Annotated in this window: 20 protein-coding genes and 1 tRNA gene; 14 read left to right on the top strand and 7 right to left on the bottom strand. The window is 48.8% G+C overall.

Features of this window, described 5'->3' with window-relative positions:
- Positions 1-69 precede the first annotated feature (69 nt).
- The 4 genes from CFF01_RS12835 to CFF01_RS12820 all read right to left on the bottom strand — a co-directional run bounded on the left by CFF01_RS12835 (position 70) and on the right by CFF01_RS12820 (position 3823).
- Entirely contained in the window at positions 70-1215 is a 1146-nt protein-coding gene (locus tag CFF01_RS12835; protein WP_088905059.1) for a hypothetical protein, read from the bottom strand.
- A gap of 202 nt (positions 1216-1417) precedes the next feature.
- Positions 1418-2311: a hypothetical protein gene (locus CFF01_RS12830; RefSeq protein WP_088905058.1), complete on the bottom strand. Its 894-nt coding sequence runs from the start codon at positions 2309-2311 to the stop codon at positions 1418-1420.
- Positions 2312-2521: 210 nt separating this feature from the next.
- Positions 2522-2597 (bottom strand) — tRNA-Arg (locus CFF01_RS12825).
- Between the two features lie 77 nt (positions 2598-2674).
- Positions 2675-3823, bottom strand: a complete 1149-nt coding sequence (locus CFF01_RS12820; protein WP_088905057.1) for a flagellar assembly protein FlgT — start codon at positions 3821-3823, stop codon at positions 2675-2677.
- 359 nt (positions 3824-4182) lie between these two features.
- Here CFF01_RS12820 and CFF01_RS12815 point away from each other — a divergent pair, with 359 nt between their 5' ends.
- Positions 4183-4806: a FlgO family outer membrane protein gene (locus CFF01_RS12815; protein ID WP_088905056.1), complete on the top strand. Its 624-nt coding sequence runs from the start codon at positions 4183-4185 to the stop codon at positions 4804-4806.
- Positions 4803-5249, top strand: a complete 447-nt coding sequence (locus CFF01_RS12810) for an LPP20 family lipoprotein (protein ID WP_033538481.1) — start codon at positions 4803-4805, stop codon at positions 5247-5249. The genes CFF01_RS12815 and CFF01_RS12810 overlap by 4 nt, the downstream gene beginning before the upstream one ends.
- Before the next feature lie 127 nt (positions 5250-5376).
- Here the strand turns inward: CFF01_RS12810 and CFF01_RS12805 are convergent, their stop codons facing one another.
- From CFF01_RS12805 to flgA, 3 genes are all read right to left on the bottom strand, one after another.
- Positions 5377-5802, bottom strand: a complete 426-nt coding sequence (locus tag CFF01_RS12805) for a flagella synthesis protein FlgN (protein ID WP_088905055.1) — start codon at positions 5800-5802, stop codon at positions 5377-5379.
- 6 nt (positions 5803-5808) lie between these two features.
- On the bottom strand, positions 5809-6132 hold the full coding sequence (gene flgM, locus CFF01_RS12800) for a flagellar biosynthesis anti-sigma factor FlgM (RefSeq protein WP_088905054.1): 324 nt from the start codon (positions 6130-6132) through the stop codon (positions 5809-5811).
- Between the two features lie 120 nt (positions 6133-6252).
- Positions 6253-6960, bottom strand: a complete 708-nt coding sequence (gene flgA, locus CFF01_RS12795) for a flagellar basal body P-ring formation chaperone FlgA (RefSeq protein ID WP_088905053.1) — start codon at positions 6958-6960, stop codon at positions 6253-6255.
- Positions 6961-7168: 208 nt separating this feature from the next.
- On the opposite strand from flgA, the gene CFF01_RS12790 reads away from it, so the two are divergent.
- The 12 genes from CFF01_RS12790 to flgK all read left to right on the top strand — a co-directional run bounded on the left by CFF01_RS12790 (position 7169) and on the right by flgK (position 18789).
- A complete protein-coding gene (locus tag CFF01_RS12790; protein ID WP_033538477.1) occupies positions 7169-8089 on the top strand; it encodes a chemotaxis protein CheV in 921 nt (306 codons plus the stop codon).
- 137 nt (positions 8090-8226) lie between these two features.
- The gene (locus tag CFF01_RS12785) at positions 8227-9066 is read left to right on the top strand and encodes a CheR family methyltransferase (protein WP_198387162.1); all 840 of its coding nucleotides are present in this window, start codon (positions 8227-8229) and stop codon (positions 9064-9066) included.
- 153 nt (positions 9067-9219) lie between these two features.
- Positions 9220-9618 (top strand): flagellar basal body rod protein FlgB, encoded by a 399-nt coding sequence (flgB, locus tag CFF01_RS12780; protein ID WP_033538475.1) that lies wholly within the window; start codon positions 9220-9222, stop codon positions 9616-9618.
- A gap of 2 nt (positions 9619-9620) precedes the next feature.
- Entirely contained in the window at positions 9621-10040 is a 420-nt protein-coding gene (gene flgC / locus CFF01_RS12775) for a flagellar basal body rod protein FlgC (protein WP_033538474.1), read from the top strand.
- A gap of 10 nt (positions 10041-10050) precedes the next feature.
- Positions 10051-10833, top strand: a complete 783-nt coding sequence (flgD, locus tag CFF01_RS12770; protein WP_088905051.1) for a flagellar hook assembly protein FlgD — start codon at positions 10051-10053, stop codon at positions 10831-10833.
- A 62-nt stretch (positions 10834-10895) separates the two neighbouring features.
- Positions 10896-12257 carry a flagellar hook protein FlgE gene (gene flgE, locus CFF01_RS12765; protein ID WP_033538472.1) on the top strand — a complete coding sequence of 454 codons (1362 nt, stop codon included), beginning with the start codon at positions 10896-10898 and terminating at the stop codon, positions 12255-12257.
- A 187-nt stretch (positions 12258-12444) separates the two neighbouring features.
- On the top strand, positions 12445-13188 hold the full coding sequence (gene flgF / locus CFF01_RS12760) for a flagellar basal-body rod protein FlgF (RefSeq protein ID WP_033538471.1): 744 nt from the start codon (positions 12445-12447) through the stop codon (positions 13186-13188).
- Positions 13189-13198: 10 nt separating this feature from the next.
- Positions 13199-13987, top strand: coding sequence for a flagellar basal-body rod protein FlgG (gene flgG, locus CFF01_RS12755; RefSeq protein ID WP_011865151.1), 789 nt, complete (start codon positions 13199-13201; stop codon positions 13985-13987).
- Positions 13988-13996: 9 nt separating this feature from the next.
- Positions 13997-14671: a flagellar basal body L-ring protein FlgH gene (gene flgH, locus CFF01_RS12750; RefSeq protein ID WP_033538470.1), complete on the top strand. Its 675-nt coding sequence runs from the start codon at positions 13997-13999 to the stop codon at positions 14669-14671.
- Between the two features lie 11 nt (positions 14672-14682).
- Entirely contained in the window at positions 14683-15774 is a 1092-nt protein-coding gene (locus CFF01_RS12745; RefSeq protein ID WP_033538469.1) for a flagellar basal body P-ring protein FlgI, read from the top strand.
- Between the two features lie 47 nt (positions 15775-15821).
- Entirely contained in the window at positions 15822-16814 is a 993-nt protein-coding gene (gene flgJ, locus CFF01_RS12740) for a flagellar assembly peptidoglycan hydrolase FlgJ (RefSeq protein WP_088905050.1), read from the top strand.
- Between the two features lie 64 nt (positions 16815-16878).
- A complete protein-coding gene (flgK, locus tag CFF01_RS12735) occupies positions 16879-18789 on the top strand; it encodes a flagellar hook-associated protein FlgK (RefSeq protein ID WP_088905049.1) in 1911 nt (636 codons plus the stop codon).
- Positions 18790-18792 lie beyond the last annotated feature (3 nt).

The raw sequence follows: 18792 nt of genomic DNA, 5'->3' as shown, positions 1-18792 counted from the left end.
CGGTTAGTATGTATGCGCCGCTCAGGGTGTAAAAGGTGCTTCTCACCCTGAGAAGCATATCTTAACTAATTATAATTTATGGATTATTTGCTGAAGCTTAAGCATGGCCTCAACGCGCTCCGAAACCTGCGGCTTTAGCTTTGGAGGCAATGGGGGCAAAGATATCGCTTGATAGCCAGCCGCTTCTACGGGGCCATCAAAGTCATGTTCCCACACTTCGCCAGTGTACGAATTGATGAGGTACATATTATCTTGCTCAAGGTCGATATCGTTTGATTTGGCAAACTCAAGCCAAGCATGTTGCTTTACAGGGTCTGTTTCGGACTCGGCTAACTGAGCAAGTGAGTCACGCCGAGGTTCTTGAAATGCAAACAACTTGTCCCATTGGTTCAGAAATTCGATTTCGGTCTTTGACTCGTCGTCCAATGCGATTTCCCAGAGTTCAATTACTCGCCACATGATTTCACCTGCGTCCAGTTGATAGCAAATGGACTGTTTGGGAAGTGAATAATCTTCGGTGGTAAGAATCTCTTCAACATTGGGGGTCGCAAGGTCGGAAACATTTGTGGCAGCTCGAAAAGCTTCCAGAGCTTGTTTAGCAGAAAACATACGGCCGTAGTTATCTGCCCACTCTATTTGAACTTCACCTAAACTATCACCTGCAAGTTTGCGCTTGTACCAGTGTTCGCTGGCGTCATTTTGGTACACCCTTGAGTACTCTGCATCTAACCAAAGCATTTCCAAAAGCCTTGACTCTTTATTCCCTTCTCGGGATATCTTTCTAAGCCTTTCGAACAGCGTCGGCACGTCGATTTTTATGCCTTCAAACTCAAAGGTGTGATCACTAGGCAAAGTATCTAACGAGTCATCTTCGTCAAAAATACAATACAGATAATTGAATACTTGCCGGTTTATAAGCTCTGCATGTGATGAGTTAACGAACTCCAATTCGGAAGCTACCAAATGTGCCAACTTGGCAGCGACATCCTCGGTTTGTTTCAGTGTCGCCGATTTTTGAATACAGCGTTGGTATGCCTCTTCAGGAATTGGCTTATCGAGCTTTGAAGGATCTGCTGCGTTTTTTAATGCGGCATAACTTTGCTGACCAAAGTAGGCGGCAATGACTTCGTACACCTGGGCTCGGGTGAGGGTACAATTCGGCAGAGATTGGGCCTTAACGAAAATGTTATAGGCCTGAGTGGAAAGCATGTTCATAAACAAACTCCACGGATCGAGCGCTGTACTGTGTTTCAGTTCCGCATGTGATTATGGAAAGCGAACTCGACCCGGCTTGTCTATGAATGTGATAGATGGGTAAAGCTGTATTTTCAGGACTTTCGTCAGATTGCCTGTTTTCACTCACATGCAAGTGAGGCGGGCGCCTAAATGTGAGTTTAGATGGACTTTGTTACTTGAGTCAAGACAACTTATTTTTAATACGTTCTTCTTCCAAAAACCATTTGTAGACGGTTTGCATGCCTTGATATTCAGAACTAAATGGGTGGTTGATATCCTTCGCATAGGCTGCAATCGCAGTGTAGAGGGTGATTCTGGCTTGACTTGGGTTTTGGTAAGACTTTTTCCGATAGAGTGAGATGGCGTAATCTTTACGCTGGCGATTTTTGGAATGTCGAGATGGCTCGCCCTTTTTTGAATAAGATTTTGCCGACTCTATGACACCTTGTACTTTAAGGATTTCCTCTCTAAGGGATTTACTATTTGGATTTTCTTGCCCCAAAACTTTTCCCCAAAGCTGATCAAAAAACATAGTGGATTGCTCTGGTAAATTCCCAAGATGACAGGCGATTGCACTTTTTAAAAGATTAAATCTTTGAATATTCTCATCACTATCTTCATCACCTTCAATGTAGATAATTGGCCTTACTCCCTTGAAGTCTTCAAGGAGAATTCCTAGTACAGGTTTTATGTTTATCAAAAGCTCTGAAATGGTTTTAGAAGAAGCAACCAATTTAACTTTCTCTGGGTCTGGTTGGATATCGAGAGCTTTAATCACAAGTTGAGAAAGTGCACTAAAAACTTTAGCTATCGCTTTATTGCTCTCATCGAGTAGGTCTAGTCCATCAGGATCTTTTGCCAGAATTTTAAGTTGCTCTTCTTGTGAAGCATTTTCTGCTCCATATCGATCGCCACCTTTAATATATTTATCTAATGCACGCATTGCATTACTGTATGATTCAAATTCTTTAGTGGATTCTTCTCCACTCAATATTCTCTGCGCTTTGCTTAAGCCACAGGGTGTGGCTGAAGAGGTCATGGGGGGATTTTTATTTTGTTCCGAAGACTCATCCATTTTCAGGTATTTCCTTGTCTAGAGTAAGACAAAAACTATTAAAAATGGGGCAAAAAGTCTACAACTGAGGATAACTGTGTAAAACAGGCGTTATTCAGAAAAGTAATAACAAAAAGTGCTAAAAAAGACCTGTTCTATGGCGGTACAGGGGCGGCACCAGATTTTGCTAAAATCGTAAGCGGTTGAATTTTATGAGTAAAAAGGTCTAACTGGTCTCCCCACAGGGACTCGAACCCCGATCGATCGCTTAGGAGGCGACTGCTCTATCCTGTTGAGCTATAGGGAGACGCAAGTGATTATACTGTTTTTCATCACGATGAAAAGGCTTTAGATTTAGTTGCTTAATTAGTGCGCTAAACCAAGCTAGATTTTTATCGCGATGTCGTTAATTTGTATGTTGATGGCCCCATTGGCACCTTGCAACAGTGCGGTAGCGCTTTCTTGGGTGACCTGTTCTATGGTTATTTTTGCGCGAGATTCGCTGGCAACGGCGCGCATATTATCCAGGCGATCTGGCAGATTTTGCTGAAGTACCAATTGGAACTGATCACCGACTTTAACGCCATGGTTACGGCCCAGATTGATGATCACCCGGTTATCGACGCGTGAAACCACTTGTCCCAATATGGGACGGCAGTTGAGCACCTTGTCGATATCCTCACCGGCTTGGCTCAATAGGGTTTCGATATTCTTGCCATAGCTAGAGGCCCAGAAACGATTGCTTTGGGCCGGTACTGTGGCCTGACGCTCAAATTCCCATGGCGCTGGAGCGTCATAGTACTCACTCCAGATCTGCTCGCCGCTGATACCATGGTAAAGAGAAAGCCTTAGCTGAAATTGACGCTGAGGGTAGTTGTTCCACATTCCAAAAAGACCGCTTTCTACAGGCTCTGTTGATATATCGAGGATTTCGGGTAGCAATATATATTGGCTGTCGGTGATCTCGCTGAGCCAGCTGGGGAGTCGGTAGCCACGAATGTCGATCAAAGACTCCTCAATATCGAGACGTTCATTGGCATGAACGTGGGCAAAGCTTGCTTTACCTTCACGATCTATAATGGTGCCAAGTTTTTCAGACAGCGCCTTTTCAAAGTTTCCCAAATTGCCATACCTTAATTGGGTTCGATCGGCGATTTGTGCCTGAGGCACTAAAATGGCGGCTTTAAGCTGTGGTTGACAGCTGGGGAGGTCATTGTTTTGCATCACGTCGACGCGCAGCTTCAGGGTCAGTTTGTCGCCTTGGATCTGCTCGCTGATCAGTTCGACCTGACCCTGCTGGCTCAGGGAAAGCTCGGTTTGAGTGAGTTGACCATTTTGGGTGCGCTGCACGCTGGTAAACTGGCCGCCAGAGCGTAATGTGACATAGCTTAGAGCCTGTGCAATGGCATCTTCGCGGGCCTGGGTAATATTGCCGTTGATGATTTTGGCTTCGCCCTGAGCCTCTAGCCACTGCGCCATCACATGAGTGTGAAAGCTGGCAAGTAACAGCAATATTAAGTGGAGTCGTTTCATTGTATCGTCTCAATTGAGCAGATTAATCCAGTACGGGGTGCCAAAATGCTGACAGTTTCGCACCCTTTTTCATGTTCCTGATTGATGAATAAGCTCAAAGCAATATCCGTGCCTGAGTTTAACCTCTCTGTCGGAGAGGTTATGGCATTCGATAGTACCTAGGCTTATGACTACGTCACTATGGGTTAATCCTGTAATGAGCCAAAGTCGAGCAAGTCTTTGCGCGTAAGGAGAACATCCATAGGTTATGGCATATATATTGCTGCATAATTGCCAATAGGTTTGGCTGGCCGAATATATGACGCCGCCAAGTTGGTATATTGGTTCACGCCAATATCGAGAAACCATGGGACATCAAGATGCGAAACGCTTTGATAATATCTTCCCTCATGCTGTTAGCAGCCTGTGCGGCAAATGAGAGTGATACGCCGACTTTGCAGAGCGGCAATAGTTTGCCTGCCAGTTCGGCAGTGATTCATTTGACCCAGCAGCTGGCTAATGAGCTAGTGCGTCAAAACGATCAGCTGACGCCCAAACAACCCTTGTTGGTTGCGACACCTGTATTATTGGACAACCTCAAGATAACCAATGCACTGGGGTTACAGATACAGCAGGGATTGATCGCGGCCATGCACGACCATCAGTTTAATCTGGTGGATATTAACGTAGGCGAGAACCTGCGGGTGACTGAGCAGGGAGAGCTTATCTTGACCCGTGATTGGCGTCAGCTGCCGACGGATCTGCCCGTAGAGCATGTATTGGCCTCGACCATGAGCCTTAACCCCAATGGGGTGGTGATTAATAGTCGCATAGTGAATGTGACCAATAATCGTGTTGTTTCTGTGGCTGGCGCGAGTGTGGGTCAGTCAGAGCTGGCAGATTATCTTAGCCTGTCAGAAAAGGTGACTTCCCAAGGCGGTGTGCTTTTTCGTTACAGCGCCGAAGGGCAGGCTGATGTGCAGATTAAGGGGGTTAACCAATGAGAATCATGATAGTGGCATTGCTGCTTATGCTAGGTGGATGTGCCTCTCAAGATAGATATATCCAATGGGAAACCCAGGCGCCGGAGAGTTTTCCTAAATTAACCGCTATTGGTTATGCGCCGCTGGCGACCCAGCCAGCAAAAGAGGCCTCTCAACGGGTATTGATGGCAATGCAGGCGTCTAAGATAGCTGCCTACCGAGAGCTGGCCGAGCAGGTGTATGGCCAACAGTTGTCAGCCTCGAGCAATGTAAAAGATTGGATGTTATCCGATGACAATATTCAGGCCTCGGTGAGCGGCGTGATTCGCGGCGCGAAGGTAGTGAAGAGTTATCCGGCTGGCGATCATTATGTCACTGAGCTTGAGCTTGATTTTCAGCAGGTTTGGGCCTTATACCAACAGCAGAATAGGCCGCAAACAGTGAAGGAAGTGACCTATTTTTAAGTGCGATAGGGAACTGAATTAGTCAACTACATCAGCCAAATAAAAAAGCCTCTTTAAAGAGGCTTTTTTATGTCTTCAGATTTACTATGAGCCGTGACTTTTTGGAAACCTGGCTTCAGAGCAATAACTAGGCTTTCAGGTTATTGCCAAGCGTCGAGATGGTCGAGGTCTTCCCCTTACCATCATAGGTCAGGCTGTTGGCGTTGCGACTTGCCTGTAGCGCCTGTGAGAATCGATTGACACTGGCCATGCTGTGTTCGATAAGCGCGGCATTTTGCTCATTAAGCTGTTTACATTCGGCCAATGCCTGCTTGGCGTCGTCAACTAACGCAATAAGCGCAGGCTCTTGAGTGAGCTTGCCTAGTTCAGGATGCGCAGCTAATTCGGTATCACCTAGTTTGATCTCATTTAACAACTCGGCTTTTTCATTAGCCAGACGCAACAGTTGATCGGCATCTTGCGCGATCAAGGCAGCTTTCTCTGACTCAATGGTTTGCTTCAAGTTGTCTAGCAATTTGTGTTGATTGGCGATGATATCGGTTATCTGCGTCATAACGTCTTAGTTAAGATCCTGGAGTTCCTTTTCAAACTGGGCAATATTGCTGGCCAGTTTATCGGCATCTATTTTATAGCGCCCCTCAGCGATGGCGGCTTTGATCTGCTCAACCTTTTTGATATCGATTTCAGGAATATCGTTTAATTTGGCCTGTGCACTCTGGAGCTGTTGCGCCTGAGAGGTGATAGAGACAGAGTCACCCTTTATCGTATTTGATTGAGTGCTAGCAGTTGCAGCTGAGTCTTTGCCCAGTGACGCTTTGCTTGAATTGGCGCTGCCAATTCGACTGTTAGTATTTGTATTTACGTGTTTTATATCTATAGGCATTTTGGGGTCCAACTTACATAAATGAGATCAACATACTTGTCTATCGGCACTCATGGTCAAAGCTTTAGCAATAAGTTTCAAAAAACAGTATAAATTTTTGCGTGTTAAAGGTCATCAAGATCACATCCTGACTTCCACTTCACCAATGCCTATAACGTGTGCATCAACGCTCTTGTGTGAGCGGCTGTTACGTACTTGAATCCTGTCACCAAGGTTACCATCATTTAGCGCTTCGCCGTTGGTTTTTATCTCGAAATTTTCTGAACGCGCAAAAATTGCCACACTATCGCCTTTGCAGACGAAACAGAGATTACTGCTAAAAAGAGGCTGGTTGATGGGGATTCTGCGTTTAACTCGGGTCCCGGCAACGCTTGCTGGATCATCAAATTGTTGGCCTCTAAGTTGGCTCTGCTCAACATAGTCGACGCGGATCTGATCGGCTTCGATGAGCTCGCCCGGTCCCAATGTCTGGTTGGCGACAACCACGGGAAAAAGAATTTCGACCCGAACCGAAATGAATATCTGCCAGGGATAATCGAGCTCCGGGCTACTGCAACTGATTTTGACAGTGTTGTTTTTACTGATGGCGCGATCGCTGGCAATCTCGGCCTTAGGCATACCCAGGCAGGCTGGCGGTGATAGCCTGGTGTCCAAGCTTTGTGGCGTGATGATCAGCTTGGCATCCTTGGGTAAGGTGATTTTTTCTTGCACCACCTCTGTTGCTAATCTTGCTATGGTCGAGACGGAGGGAACGCTGGCTGGCTCCGCTGCCATTGTCGGCAGAGAGGTGAGTAACAAAAACAGAAAATATGCAAAATTTACTTTCATATTGAATTGACTAGCTTGATTAGCCAGATTACACCTATACTTCGTTTGAAGGCTCAGACTTTGCCATTTTTTGTGAGAAATTAGAGTCATAAATTTGACAAAGTAGAGGTCTGGTTGTCATATAACTAGATAAAGCAATTACTATGCCTATACTCATACTTACCATGGGAACGGCTTCGCATTCACCCGACAACAGGGCAAAGGCATTATGTCGAGTATTCTTGAATCAGTTAATAAACGCACCCAACTTGTAGGACAAAACCGCTTAGAGCTGCTGCTGTTTAAGTTAAATGGGCGGCAAAGGTTTGGCATTAACGTATTTAAGGTGAAAGAAGTACTGCAGTGCCCGCCGTTAACCGCACTACCTAAGTTGAATCCTTTTGTGAGAGGCGTGGCCCATATACGTGGGCAAACCATTTCTGTGATTGATCTTAGCGCGGCAACAGGCGGCAAGCCGTTAGAGAATACCGAAGGTTGTTTCATTATTATTTCTGAGTACAACCGTAGCGTGCAGGGATTCTTGGTCAAGTCGGTCGAGCGTATCATCAATATGAACTGGGAAGCTATCATGCCGCCGCCACAAGGTGCGGGGCGTTATTCTTATCTCACGGCGGTTACCGAGATAGAAGGTGAGCTGGTAGAAATTTTAGATGTCGAGAAGATCCTTGATGAGATTTCGCCAGTGAAAACCCAGATCAGTCAGGAAGTGGATGCGCAGCTTACTATCGACAGAGATCGCCATTATCACATCATGGTGATTGATGATTCGGCGGTGGCGCGCAAGCAGATCATTCGTGCCCTCGAGTCCTTGAGCCTGCAGATAGATACCGCAAAAGATGGGCGTGAGGCTTTAGAAAAATTGGTGAGTGTCGCGGCGGAGATGGACAATGTCGCAACCGAAATTCCGCTAATCATCTCAGATATTGAGATGCCAGAGATGGATGGTTATACCTTGACGGCGGAGATTCGTGATAACCCTAAACTGAAAGATATTAAGGTTGTACTGCACACCTCGCTCAGCGGTGTATTCAATCAGGCGATGGTGGAGAAGGTGGGCGCTAATGATTTTATTGCGAAATTTAATCCTGATGAGTTAGCGGCTGCGGTTAACAAGCATCTTAGTTTGTAATTTGACCTAAGTCGGTCCTAAGCCTAAGTTTGATAAGTTTAAACTTGTATCAGTGACTTAGCTAATGTATAACGCTGAGCTCTGTCATGCTTGCTATAGTGTATGTTGTAGCCTGTTTTATTTTTTGATATTGGGATATCAAGGTGCCGAATAAATCACTTGCCGAAGCTGAGTACAACCAATTTAAATTGTTTCTGGAGCAACACAGCGGCATCGTGTTGGGTGACAATAAGCAATATTTGGTTCGTAGCCGACTCGCACCTTTGATGGGTAAGTACAACCTTCCTTCCTTGTCTGAGGTGGTTAAGCATTCCATGAAGCCCACCGAGCGTCAGCTTAGGGCTGAAGTGATCGATGCTATGACCACCAACGAAACCTTGTGGTTTCGCGATCGTTATCCTTTTGAGCTGTTGGGCAATAGTTTGCTTCCTGAATATTCCCGTTTAGGGCGGCCGCTTAAGATCTGGTCTGCCGCCTGTTCATCTGGACAAGAGCCTTATTCATTGGCGATGACTATCTTGGAATATCAGCAGCGTAAGCCAGGAGCCTTACCTGGTAGTGCGACCATATTAGCGACAGACTTGTCCCCCTCCATGCTAGAGCGTTGTAAAGCCGCGGAATACGATAACCTGGCCTTGGGACGAGGATTATCTGATGAGCGCAAGCGTCAGTTTTTTGAACCAGGAGCCAACGGCTCTATGGTGGTGAAGGCTAATGTTAAGCGTTTGGTGAATTTTAGAGCCCACAACCTGCTGGAAAGCTACACTCTGCTCGGCAAGTTCGACATTATTTTTTGCCGTAATGTGCTTATCTATTTTGCCCCAGAGGCAAAGGCCAAGATATTGCGGCAATTTGCTGCCGCCCTTAATCCTAAAGGGATACTGTTTTTGGGGGCATCTGAGTCGATTGCCGGTTTGACCGACGAGTTTGATATGGTGCGATGTAATCCCGGGATCTACTATCAAAAGCGTACTTAAGACGCTAATTACCTGAGTTAGCAATAAACCTCTCTAATGCCAGCCTCTGCTGGCATTTTTTATGCTTCGCCTTTATCTCTGCTTTTCGTTTGAATGGTTTTTATTGGCACAAGTATTGCTTTGTTTATGGCATTCGTGTGAGGAGGCAATTTTATGGCGATTAGTTTCGATAAGGCATTGGGGGTACATCAGTATACGCTGGGTATACGCTCGGCGCGTGCCGAGGTGATCTCATCTAACATAGCAAATGCCGATACCCCTCATTACAAAGCTAAAGATCTGGATTTTGATAAGGCACTTCAAGCGGCTCGCACGGCTCAAGGTGGGCTGGAAATGAGTCGCAGCGACGTAAAGCATTTCGACTTGGCGGCCTTATCAAAGCAACACATTAGTTATCGGGTGCCTAACCAACCCGACACAGGCGACGGCAATACCGTAGATATCCAGCAGGAGCAGTCTGAGTTTATGCAGAATGCCCTCGAGTATCAAATGTCGTTGGGTTTTCTTGACGGTAAGTTTTCCGGATTGAAAAAAGCACTTAAAGGAACCTAATCATGAGCCTCTTTAATATATTCAATGTGGCGGGCTCAGGCATGTCAGCGCAGTCGGTAAGACTAAATACCACTGCCAGCAACATTGCCAACGCCGATTCAGTCTCTAGTAGCATAGATAAGACCTATCGTGCTCGTCACCCTGTGTTTGAGGCTGAGCTGGCCAAGGCAAGCCATGAGCAGCAAACCAGTCAGTCCGTTAAAGTCGCCGGCATAGTGGAGAGCGATAAACCGTTACAGAAAGAGTATTCACCCGATCATCCATTAGCCGATGCTGACGGTTTTATTTATAAGCCTAACGTCAATGTGATGGAGGAGATGGCCAACATGATCTCAGCCTCACGTTCCTATCAGATGAACGTACAGGTGGCTGAAGCGGCAAAATCTATGCTGCAACAGACCTTACGCATTGGCAAATCCTAGGGGGTAGGTTGTGAGCCTAGTTAATCCATTAAATAGCCAGGTTTCTCAGAGCTCAGCTGCGCAGAGCAGTAAATCTGTGTCGCCCCAGGCGTCGAGTAGTCAACAGGCTACTCAGACCACGGGTAATCCGTTTCTTGACAGTATGCGTCTGCAAGAGAAGTCATCAATTCCTGAAGCTAAGAGCCAGGAGCTGACTCAAGAGGATTTCTTCTCCTTACTCAGTCAGCAGCTATCGATGCAAGATCCTTTCAAGCCGGTGGATAACGACCAGATGATCGCGCAGATGGCCTCGTTCTCGACCGTAGATGGCATCAGCAAGCTTAATGAAGAGATTGTTAACCTCAATACTGTGATGACCTCGAGTCAGGCACTGCAGGCATCTGGGTTGGTCGGACAGAAGGTATTGATCCCCTCTGATACCGGGCATATCTCAGCCGAAGACCCGGTATTGAAAGGGGTGATCAGTACCCCAGAGCCTATCGAGTCAATCACGGTACGCATCGAAGATGAAAAGGGGCAACTGATTAAGACCTTTACCGTCGATGGCAGTGAAGGCGGCAATATCGATGTGGCCTGGGATGGTCTTGATAAGAATGGCGAACCTGTTGCCAGCGGCAATTACGCCATCAAGGCATCGGGCAAGGTAGATGGTAAGAGTGAAGATTTAGCCGTATCGACTTACGCTCATGTGACGAGTGTTTCCCTAGGAACGGCAAGTACCGGGGCGATTCTCAATCTCAGAGGCATAGGCGGTATCAAACTCGGTGATGTTCTGGCCGTGTCTGAAACCTAGACAAAGCAGAGCGTTAGGGCATTCGATCCAGAACAGATTACAAATTTTTAGTGAGGTGATTTATGTCATTTAACATTGCATTGAGTGGTATCGCGGCGGCGCAAAAAGATCTCAATACCACGGCGAATAACATAGCCAACGTCAACACCACAGGTTTTAAAGAGTCGCGCGCAGAGTTTGCCGACGTCTATGCCAGTTCAATTTTTGCCAACAGCAAAACGACAGTCGGTGGCGGTGTTACTACGGCGCAGGTGGCGCAGCAATTCCAGCAGGGGAGTCTGCAATTTACCAGTAACGCGCTGGATATGGCGATCAATGGCGGCGGTTTCTTTGTGACCTCCTCTGAAGTGGGTTCACAAGATCTCTCATACACACGTGCAGGGGCCTTTAAGGTCGATGCCGATAGCTATCTGGTTAATTCGGCCGGTAATTATCTGCAAACCTTCCCGGTGGATAAAGATGGTAACTCAACGTCGGTGAGTTTAACCACCACTCAGCCGGTTAAGATCCCCGACACTGCCGGCAGTCCGCAGAAAACTGACAACATTGGCATTCAGATGAACCTTAATGCGGGTGAGTCAACCTTAGATCCTGCGGCCTTTGATCCAAACGATCCCGACACCTACAACAATTCGACTTCGGTGACCATGTATGACTCATTGGGTGAGCCACATATTCTGACGACCTATTTCGTACGTCCACCGCAAGCCGCTTATACCGGCACCAGTAACTGGGTGGCCTTCTACGCGGTAGACGGCAAGCAGGTTGACTTGGCAGGCGCTGCGGGTACATACGGTCGTGATACCACAGGTGACGGCGTAGCAGATTCAAGTGGTACAGCCGTTAATGCCGGTGGTTGGAAAGGCTCAGTGCTCTCGTTCAATGACACGGGTGCCTATACAGGTAGCGATCCGGCCGTCATTACCACTGAGCAGCTGGGCGTGAGCGGCGCCAACGTCTTGGGTCCAGGCACTGACGGCACCCAGACACTCACGCTTAACTTTAACAGCCCGACTCAGTACGCCTCGCCATTTGAGGTGACTGAGTTGAGCCAAGACGGCACCACAGTAGGTCGTTTGACTAACGTGGAAGTCGGCGCGGATGGTTTGATCAACGCCAGCTATAGCAATGGTTCTACTGTTCCTTTAGCACGCGTTGCATTAGCCAGATTCTCAAATGAGCAGGGACTGACCCAGGTAGGCAATACCTCTTGGAAAGAGAGCCTGGACTCTGGCCCGGCACTGGCGGGTGAAGCCAACAGTGGTACCTTTGGTAGCATACGCTCATCGGCGCTAGAGCAGTCAAACGTCGATCTGACGACAGAGCTGGTGGACCTTATTTCGGCTCAGCGTAATTTCCAGGCAAACTCACGGACGCTGGAAGTAAACAACACGCTACAGCAGACGGTACTGCAGATCCGTTAATCTTACCCCGAGAAATGTGTTGCCAAGCGGCAACACATTTCCGCCTCTTTTGCCGCTTTCTCTTATTTGTCCTTTCTTTGCTTTTAACTGCTTGATCTTCCCCCTGCAACGTACCCTATTGCTTGGCATGATGTTTGCTTTGTTCTGTTATTAGACAGTTTTAGTTGAAACATTGACGGAGCAGCAAGTGGATAAATTACTCTACGTCGCCATGAGTGGTGCCAAGCAGAATATGCATTCGCTGGCGGTGCGTGCCAACAACCTTGCTAACGCCAACACAGATGGTTTTAAGTCAGATATGGAGCAAGCCAGATCCATGCAGGCCTTTGGTGAAGGGTTGCCAACGCGGGTGTTTTCCATGACAGAGAATCCGTCGGCCAACTATGCCGCCGGACCGATAAAGACCACGGGGCGTGATCTTGATATCGCGGTAAAAGGTGATGGCTGGATAGCCGTGCAGGCTGTCGATGGCAGCGAGGCCTATACCCGTTCAGGTAGCTTGAGTTTCGATACCACAGGCCTACTGCGTAATGACAGAGGCAACCCTATTATGGGTGACGCAGGTCCTATCGTATTACCGCTTCCTATCGAAAAAATTGAGATTGCCCAAGACGGCACTATCTCGGTGAGACCGCTTGGCTCAACCGCCGAGGTGATCGAAGAGGTCGGTCGTATCAAATTAGTTAACCCAGGTAATCAAAACCTGATGCGCGGCGAGGATGGCTTGTTCCGTCAAATGTCTGGCGTTGTCGCCGCAGCCGATCCCAATGTCAGTGTGGAGAGCGGCGCTATCGAAGGCAGTAATGTTAATGCCGTCGATGAGATGGTCTCTTTAATCGATCTGCAACGACAGTTTGAGATGCAGGTCAAGATGATGAAAACCGCCGAAGAGATGGATCGTGCCTCTTCGTCATTAATGCGCATTAGTTAGGAGATAGATTATGCATCCGGCGTTATGGATTAGTAAGACTGGCTTAGATGCCCAGCAAACAGATATCTCGGTGATCTCCAACAATGTTGCCAATGCCAGCACTGTTGGTTACAAAAAAAGCCGAGCCGTTTTCGAAGACCTGCTCTATCAAACTGTGAATCAGGCGGGCGGGATCAGTGCCTCCAATACCAAGTTGCCGAATGGTTTAAACATAGGCGCAGGTACTAAGGTGGTCGCGACTCAGAAGATGTTTACCCAAGGTAATATGCTGACCACAGATAACTCACTGGATCTGATGATTGAGGGCCCAGGCTTCTTCGAGGTGCAGTTGCCAGACGGCACTACGGCCTATACCCGAAATGGTCAGTTTACCTTAGATGATACCGGGCAAATCGTGACCCCGGGTTCAGGCTATGTACTGCAACCTGCTATCACTATTCCCGATGATGCGACCAGCATTACGGTGTCCGCCGAAGGGGAAGTCTCGGTGAAGACACCCGGCGCGGCTGAAAACCAAGTGGTGGGTCAACTGAGTATGTCTGATTTCATCAATCCGAGTGGCTTGGACCCTATGGGGCAGAACCTCTACCTGGAAACAGGCGCCAGTGGCACACCTATTCAGGGGACAGCATCACTGGATGGTATGGGCGCAATACGTCAGGGGGCGCTGGAAACCTCTAATGTTAACGTGACCGAAGAGCTGGTCAATCTGATTGAGAGTCAGCGAATCTATGAGATGAACTCTAAGGTGATCTCGGCCGTCGACCAGATGCTCTCTTACGTCAATCAGAATTTGTAGAGGTTTGAGATGACTAAGTCGCTTATTTTAGTGGTCGCCATGGCGCTGGTGGGTTGCAGCTCAACCATTCAGAAGCCGATTGCCGATGACCCTTATTATGCGCCAGTGTATCCCGAGGCGCCGCCGACAAAAATTGCGGCAACTGGCTCCATGTATCAAGACAGCCAAGCATCTAGCCTCTATTCAGACATCAAGGCGCTTAAGGTTGGCGATATCATTACCGTGATATTGCAAGAGTCGACTCAGGCGAAAAAGAGCGCCAACAATGAGATCAAGAAGGGCTCGGATCTGAGTTTAGATCCCATCTATGCCGGTGGCGGCAATGTGACCATAGGCGGTACGCCTATCGATCTGCGCTACAAAGACAGCATGAATACCAAGCGTGAGTCAGATGCGGATCAGAGCAACAGCCTGTCTGGCAGTATCTCCGCCAATGTGATGCAGGTGCTTAACAACGGTAACTTGGTGATCCGCGGCGAAAAGTGGATCACCATCAATAATGGCGATGAGTTTGTCAGGGTAACCGGGATAGTGCGCTCGCAAGATATTCGCCCCGATAACACGATTGATTCTCAACGCGTGGCCAATGCCCGTATTCAATACAGTGGTACAGGCACCTTTGCCGATGCTCAGAAAGTGGGCTGGTTAAGCCAGTTCTTTATGAGTGACTGGTGGCCCTTCTAAGGAGCGATGCCATGAAGATCAAAATAATTTTGGCCTGTGCCCTGATGGTGTTTTCAAGCGTCAGTTCGGCCCAGCGCATCAAAGATATTGCTAATGTACAAGGGGTGCGTAGCAACCAGCTGATTGGCTACGGCTTAGTGGTGGGTTTGCCTGGTACGGGTGAGAAGACGCGTTATACCGAGCAGACTTTTAAGACCATGCTGAAGAACTTCGGCATCAATTTGCCCGATAACTTCCGCCCTAAGATTAAAAACGTCGCCGTTGTCGCGGTGCACGCTAATATGCCGGCGTTTATCAAGCCGGGTCAGACTTTGGATGTGACCGTCTCAAGTCTTGGTGAAGCCAAGAGCCTGCGCGGTGGCACCTTGTTGCAGACTTTCCTAAAAGGGGTCGATGGTAATGTCTATGCCATCGCACAGGGCAGTATGGTGGTCAGTGGCTTTAGCGCCGAAGGGCTCGATGGCTCAAAGGTGATTCAAAATACCCCCACTGTCGGCCGAATTCCTAATGGCGCCATTGTTGAGCGCACCGTTGCGACCCCATTTTCGACAGGGGATCATTTGACCTTTAACCTACGCCGCGCCGATTTTTCGACCGCAAAACGTCTGGCCGACTCTATCAACGAGCTGTTAGGTCCAGGCATGGCCCGTCCGTTAGATGCCGCCTCTGTGCAGGTGAGCGCGCCGCGTGATGTCTCTCAGCGTGTGGCATTTTTGGCGACACTTGAAAATATCGAAGTAGAGCCTGCCTCTGAGTCGGCCAAGGTGATTGTGAATTCCCGCACCGGTACCATAGTGGTGGGTAAAGATGTACGTCTACTCCCAGCGGCTGTGACCCATGGTGGCCTAACCGTAACCATTGCCGAGGCGACTCAGGTATCTCAGCCTAATCCGCTGGCGGGCGGCAATACAGTCGTGACCACTGACAGCACCATAGATGTCTCTCAAGAGGATAACCGTATGTTCCTGTTCAATCCCGGCACTACGCTGGATGAGTTGGTTCGTGCGGTGAATCTGGTTGGCGCCGCGCCTTCAGATGTGTTGGCGATACTTGAGGCGTTAAAGGTGGCAGGTGCTTTGCATGGTGAACTTATCATCATCTAAATTTTGTCACAGACGATTTAGTCGTCGCAAAGGCATCGGGACTCAACATGGATAAGCTGTCAAACGCATCGCATTTCTTGGACATAGGGGGCCTGGACTCCCTACGTGCCAAGGCGCAAAAAGATGACAAGGCAGCGCTTAAAGAGGTGGCGCAGCAGTTCGAAGGTATCTTTGTGCAGATGCTGATGAAAAGCATGCGTGACGCCAATGCCGTGTTTGAGTCCGACAGCCCCATGAATAGCCAATACACCAAGTTTTACGAGCAGATGCACGATCAGCAGATGTCGGTCAATCTGTCGGACAAGGGGATGCTGGGCCTTGCTGATCTCATGGTGCAGCAACTTTCGCCGCAGACCAGTCAGCTGACGCCGGCTTCTGTGCTGCGTGGTGGCATGGTGAGTCCGATTGCCAATAGTACCCAACAAGCAGTGCCTCAGACTGAGCCTCAAAGCAAGGCATCGAGCGCCGACAAGCCCCTGCCTCACATATTTGATGAACTGGTGAGCGGCAAAGTATTGCCGTCGCAGGCACCGACTGCTTTGGCAAATAAGGGCTTTGAGAGCCGCGAGGCGTTTGTGAAGGCGATTTATCCCCATGCCGAGCAGGCTGCGAAAGCGCTGGGTACCAGCCCAGAGGTATTGATTGCCCAGTCGGCACTCGAAACCGGTTGGGGACAGAAAATGGTGCGCCGCGCCGATGGTCAGCCCAGCAATAATCTATTCAATATTAAGGCCGATCGCCGCTGGGATGGCGAACGCGCCGGCGTGAGTACCCTGGAGTTTGAACATGGGGTTGCGGTGAAACAGCGCGCCGACTTTAGGGTGTACCAGGATATTAAACAAAGTTTTGACGATTTCGTCTCATTCATTTCCGAGGGCGCTCGTTATCAAGAGGCTATGGAGCAGGCCGCTAATCCCGCAGCCTTTATCCGTGGCCTGCAAGACGCCGGTTATGCCACAGATCCAGATTACGCCGATAAGGTGATCAAGGTGATGCAGGCCGTAACCAAAGAACTCGGCGCAGCCATGCTTGGCGAGTAATGATCGGAGAGTGATAGGTGATGAATTCTCAATTAACAACAGGTGAAACAAGGGGTAAAGCATAATGTCGATGGATCTGCTTAATATCGCCCGTACCGGCGTGCTTGCCTCACAGTCACAGCTGGCGGTGACCAGTAACAATATCACTAACGCCAATACGCATGGTTATCATCGTCAGGTGGCAGAGCAATCTAGCCTGGAATCTCAACGTCTGGGCAATAGCTTTTATGGTGCCGGTACCTATATTACCGACGTGAAACGTATCTATAACGAATACGCTGCGCGTGAGCTGCGCATCGGTCAGACGGCGATGAGTCAGGCGCAGACGACACAGACCAAGATGAGCGAGCTTGACCAGCTGTTTTCTCAGATAGGCAAGGCTGTGCCTCAGAGCCTTAACGATCTCTTTGCCGGGTTGAATAGTTTGGCGGATTTACCTGACGACATGGGTATTCGTGGCAGTTTGCTGGGCAATGCCGATCAGATCGCCAAGGCGCTAAACCAGATGCAGTCGCATCTCGATGGTCAGATGAAACAGACCAATGACCAGATCTCGGCGATGACAGATAGGATTAACGAGATCAGCACTGAGCTTGGTCATATCAACCAAGAGTTGATGAAGTCCCAGGGTGCTGATATGCAGTTGCTCGACAAGCAAGATTCCTTGATCCAGGAGCTCAGCGAATACGCTCAGGTTAACGTGATCCCACTCGAATCTGGCGCTAAGAGCATTATGCTGGGCGGCGCTGTGATGCTGGTGTCTGGTGAGGTTTCGATGCAGATGGGCTCAACCACTGGCGATCCTTATCCTGGCGAGTTGCGCATCACCAGCACCGCTGGCAGCCAGACGTTAGTTGTCGACCCCAGCAAGATGGGTGGCAGCCTAGGGGCATTGTTTCAATTTCGTGATGACACTTTAATTCCGTCTCAGCTGGAGATGGGTCAGTTAGCCTTAGGGATCGCCGACAGTTTTAATCAAGCCCAGTCTCAAGGTTTCGCTCTTAATGGTGAGGTGGGGAGTGATCTCTTCTTGGATATCAATGATCCCGCCATGTCCGTTGGCCGTGTCGGGGCTTATGAGAACAACACAGGCAATGCAGCACTTAGGGTCAACATTGATGATGTCAGTGCCCTGTCTGGCGGCAGCTATGAGCTGAGCTTCACTGCGCCAGCTACCTATGAACTCAGGGATCAAGAAACCGGCACTGTGACGCCATTGACCTTAAATGGCACTCAGTTGACCGGCGGCGATGGCTTTAGCATTAATATTGATTCTGGTGTCATGGCGTCGGGCGACAGGTTTGAGATACGTCCAACATCAGGCGCCGCAGCCGGTATCAAGGTGGTGATGACAGATCCTAAAGGGATCGCCGCTGCCGCACCCAAGATTTCCAGCAATACCAGTACGGGCAGCGAACTGGTCAAACTGGTGAGTATCGATAATCGCAATGCGGCTAATTTTCCGTTAACCGGCAGTGAGCTGACCTTTGCGATAGATACTGGGACGAGTACCTTTGAAGTGTTTGATGCAGCCGGAAATACCCTTGGTACGGCAGCTTATACGCCGCCGTCTATCAGCGCTTATGGCTTCACCTTTGAGGTGGATGCCAGCGTCTCGACAACCGATAGATTTACCTTCGATCTCAGCTTTGCCGAAGGGGATAACACCAATGCGGTCGCCATGGCTAAGCTTGCGGAAACCAAGCTGATGAACAATGGCGGTTCGACCCTTGCCGACGTCTATGAAGGCACAAAGTTGCAGGTTGGCGGCAAGGCAAAAGCTGCCGAGGTCGCTCTGGGGTCTGCCGAAGCGGTTTACTCCCAAGCTTATACCCGAGTGCAGAGTGAATCAGGGGTCAACCTGGATGAAGAAGCTGCCAACTTGATGCGTTTTCAACAGTCATATCAGGCATCGGCTCGTATCATGACCACGGCCACTGAAATTTTCGACACCTTATTTAGTTCGGTGAGATAGGAG

Origin of the sequence: Shewanella marisflavi, assembly GCF_002215585.1 — a bacterium.
In the GTDB taxonomy this organism is placed as follows: Bacteria; Pseudomonadota; Gammaproteobacteria; order Enterobacterales; family Shewanellaceae; genus Shewanella; species Shewanella marisflavi.
This window is presented reverse-complemented; position numbering and strand designations above follow the sequence as displayed.

Coding starts and splice junctions, on each gene's coding strand:
- flgH (WP_033538470.1), top strand. CDS start 13,997: ATGACTAAGTCGCTTATTTTAGTGGTCGCCATGGCGCTGGTGGGTTGC.
- CFF01_RS12830 (WP_088905058.1), bottom strand. CDS start 2,311: ATGGATGAGTCTTCGGAACAAAATAAAAATCCCCCCATGACCTCTTCA.
- flgJ (WP_088905050.1), top strand. CDS start 15,822: ATGGATAAGCTGTCAAACGCATCGCATTTCTTGGACATAGGGGGCCTG.
- CFF01_RS12815 (WP_088905056.1), top strand. CDS start 4,183: ATGCGAAACGCTTTGATAATATCTTCCCTCATGCTGTTAGCAGCCTGT.
- flgB (WP_033538475.1), top strand. CDS start 9,220: ATGGCGATTAGTTTCGATAAGGCATTGGGGGTACATCAGTATACGCTG.
- CFF01_RS12805 (WP_088905055.1), bottom strand. CDS start 5,802: ATGACGCAGATAACCGATATCATCGCCAATCAACACAAATTGCTAGAC.
- flgM (WP_088905054.1), bottom strand. CDS start 6,132: ATGCCTATAGATATAAAACACGTAAATACAAATACTAACAGTCGAATT.
- CFF01_RS12820 (WP_088905057.1), bottom strand. CDS start 3,823: ATGAAACGACTCCACTTAATATTGCTGTTACTTGCCAGCTTTCACACT.
- flgC (WP_033538474.1), top strand. CDS start 9,621: ATGAGCCTCTTTAATATATTCAATGTGGCGGGCTCAGGCATGTCAGCG.
- flgK (WP_088905049.1), top strand. CDS start 16,879: ATGTCGATGGATCTGCTTAATATCGCCCGTACCGGCGTGCTTGCCTCA.
- flgG (WP_011865151.1), top strand. CDS start 13,199: ATGCATCCGGCGTTATGGATTAGTAAGACTGGCTTAGATGCCCAGCAA.
- flgA (WP_088905053.1), bottom strand. CDS start 6,960: ATGAAAGTAAATTTTGCATATTTTCTGTTTTTGTTACTCACCTCTCTG.
- flgE (WP_033538472.1), top strand. CDS start 10,896: ATGTCATTTAACATTGCATTGAGTGGTATCGCGGCGGCGCAAAAAGAT.
- CFF01_RS12745 (WP_033538469.1), top strand. CDS start 14,683: ATGAAGATCAAAATAATTTTGGCCTGTGCCCTGATGGTGTTTTCAAGC.
- CFF01_RS12810 (WP_033538481.1), top strand. CDS start 4,803: ATGAGAATCATGATAGTGGCATTGCTGCTTATGCTAGGTGGATGTGCC.
- CFF01_RS12790 (WP_033538477.1), top strand. CDS start 7,169: ATGTCGAGTATTCTTGAATCAGTTAATAAACGCACCCAACTTGTAGGA.
- CFF01_RS12835 (WP_088905059.1), bottom strand. CDS start 1,215: ATGAACATGCTTTCCACTCAGGCCTATAACATTTTCGTTAAGGCCCAA.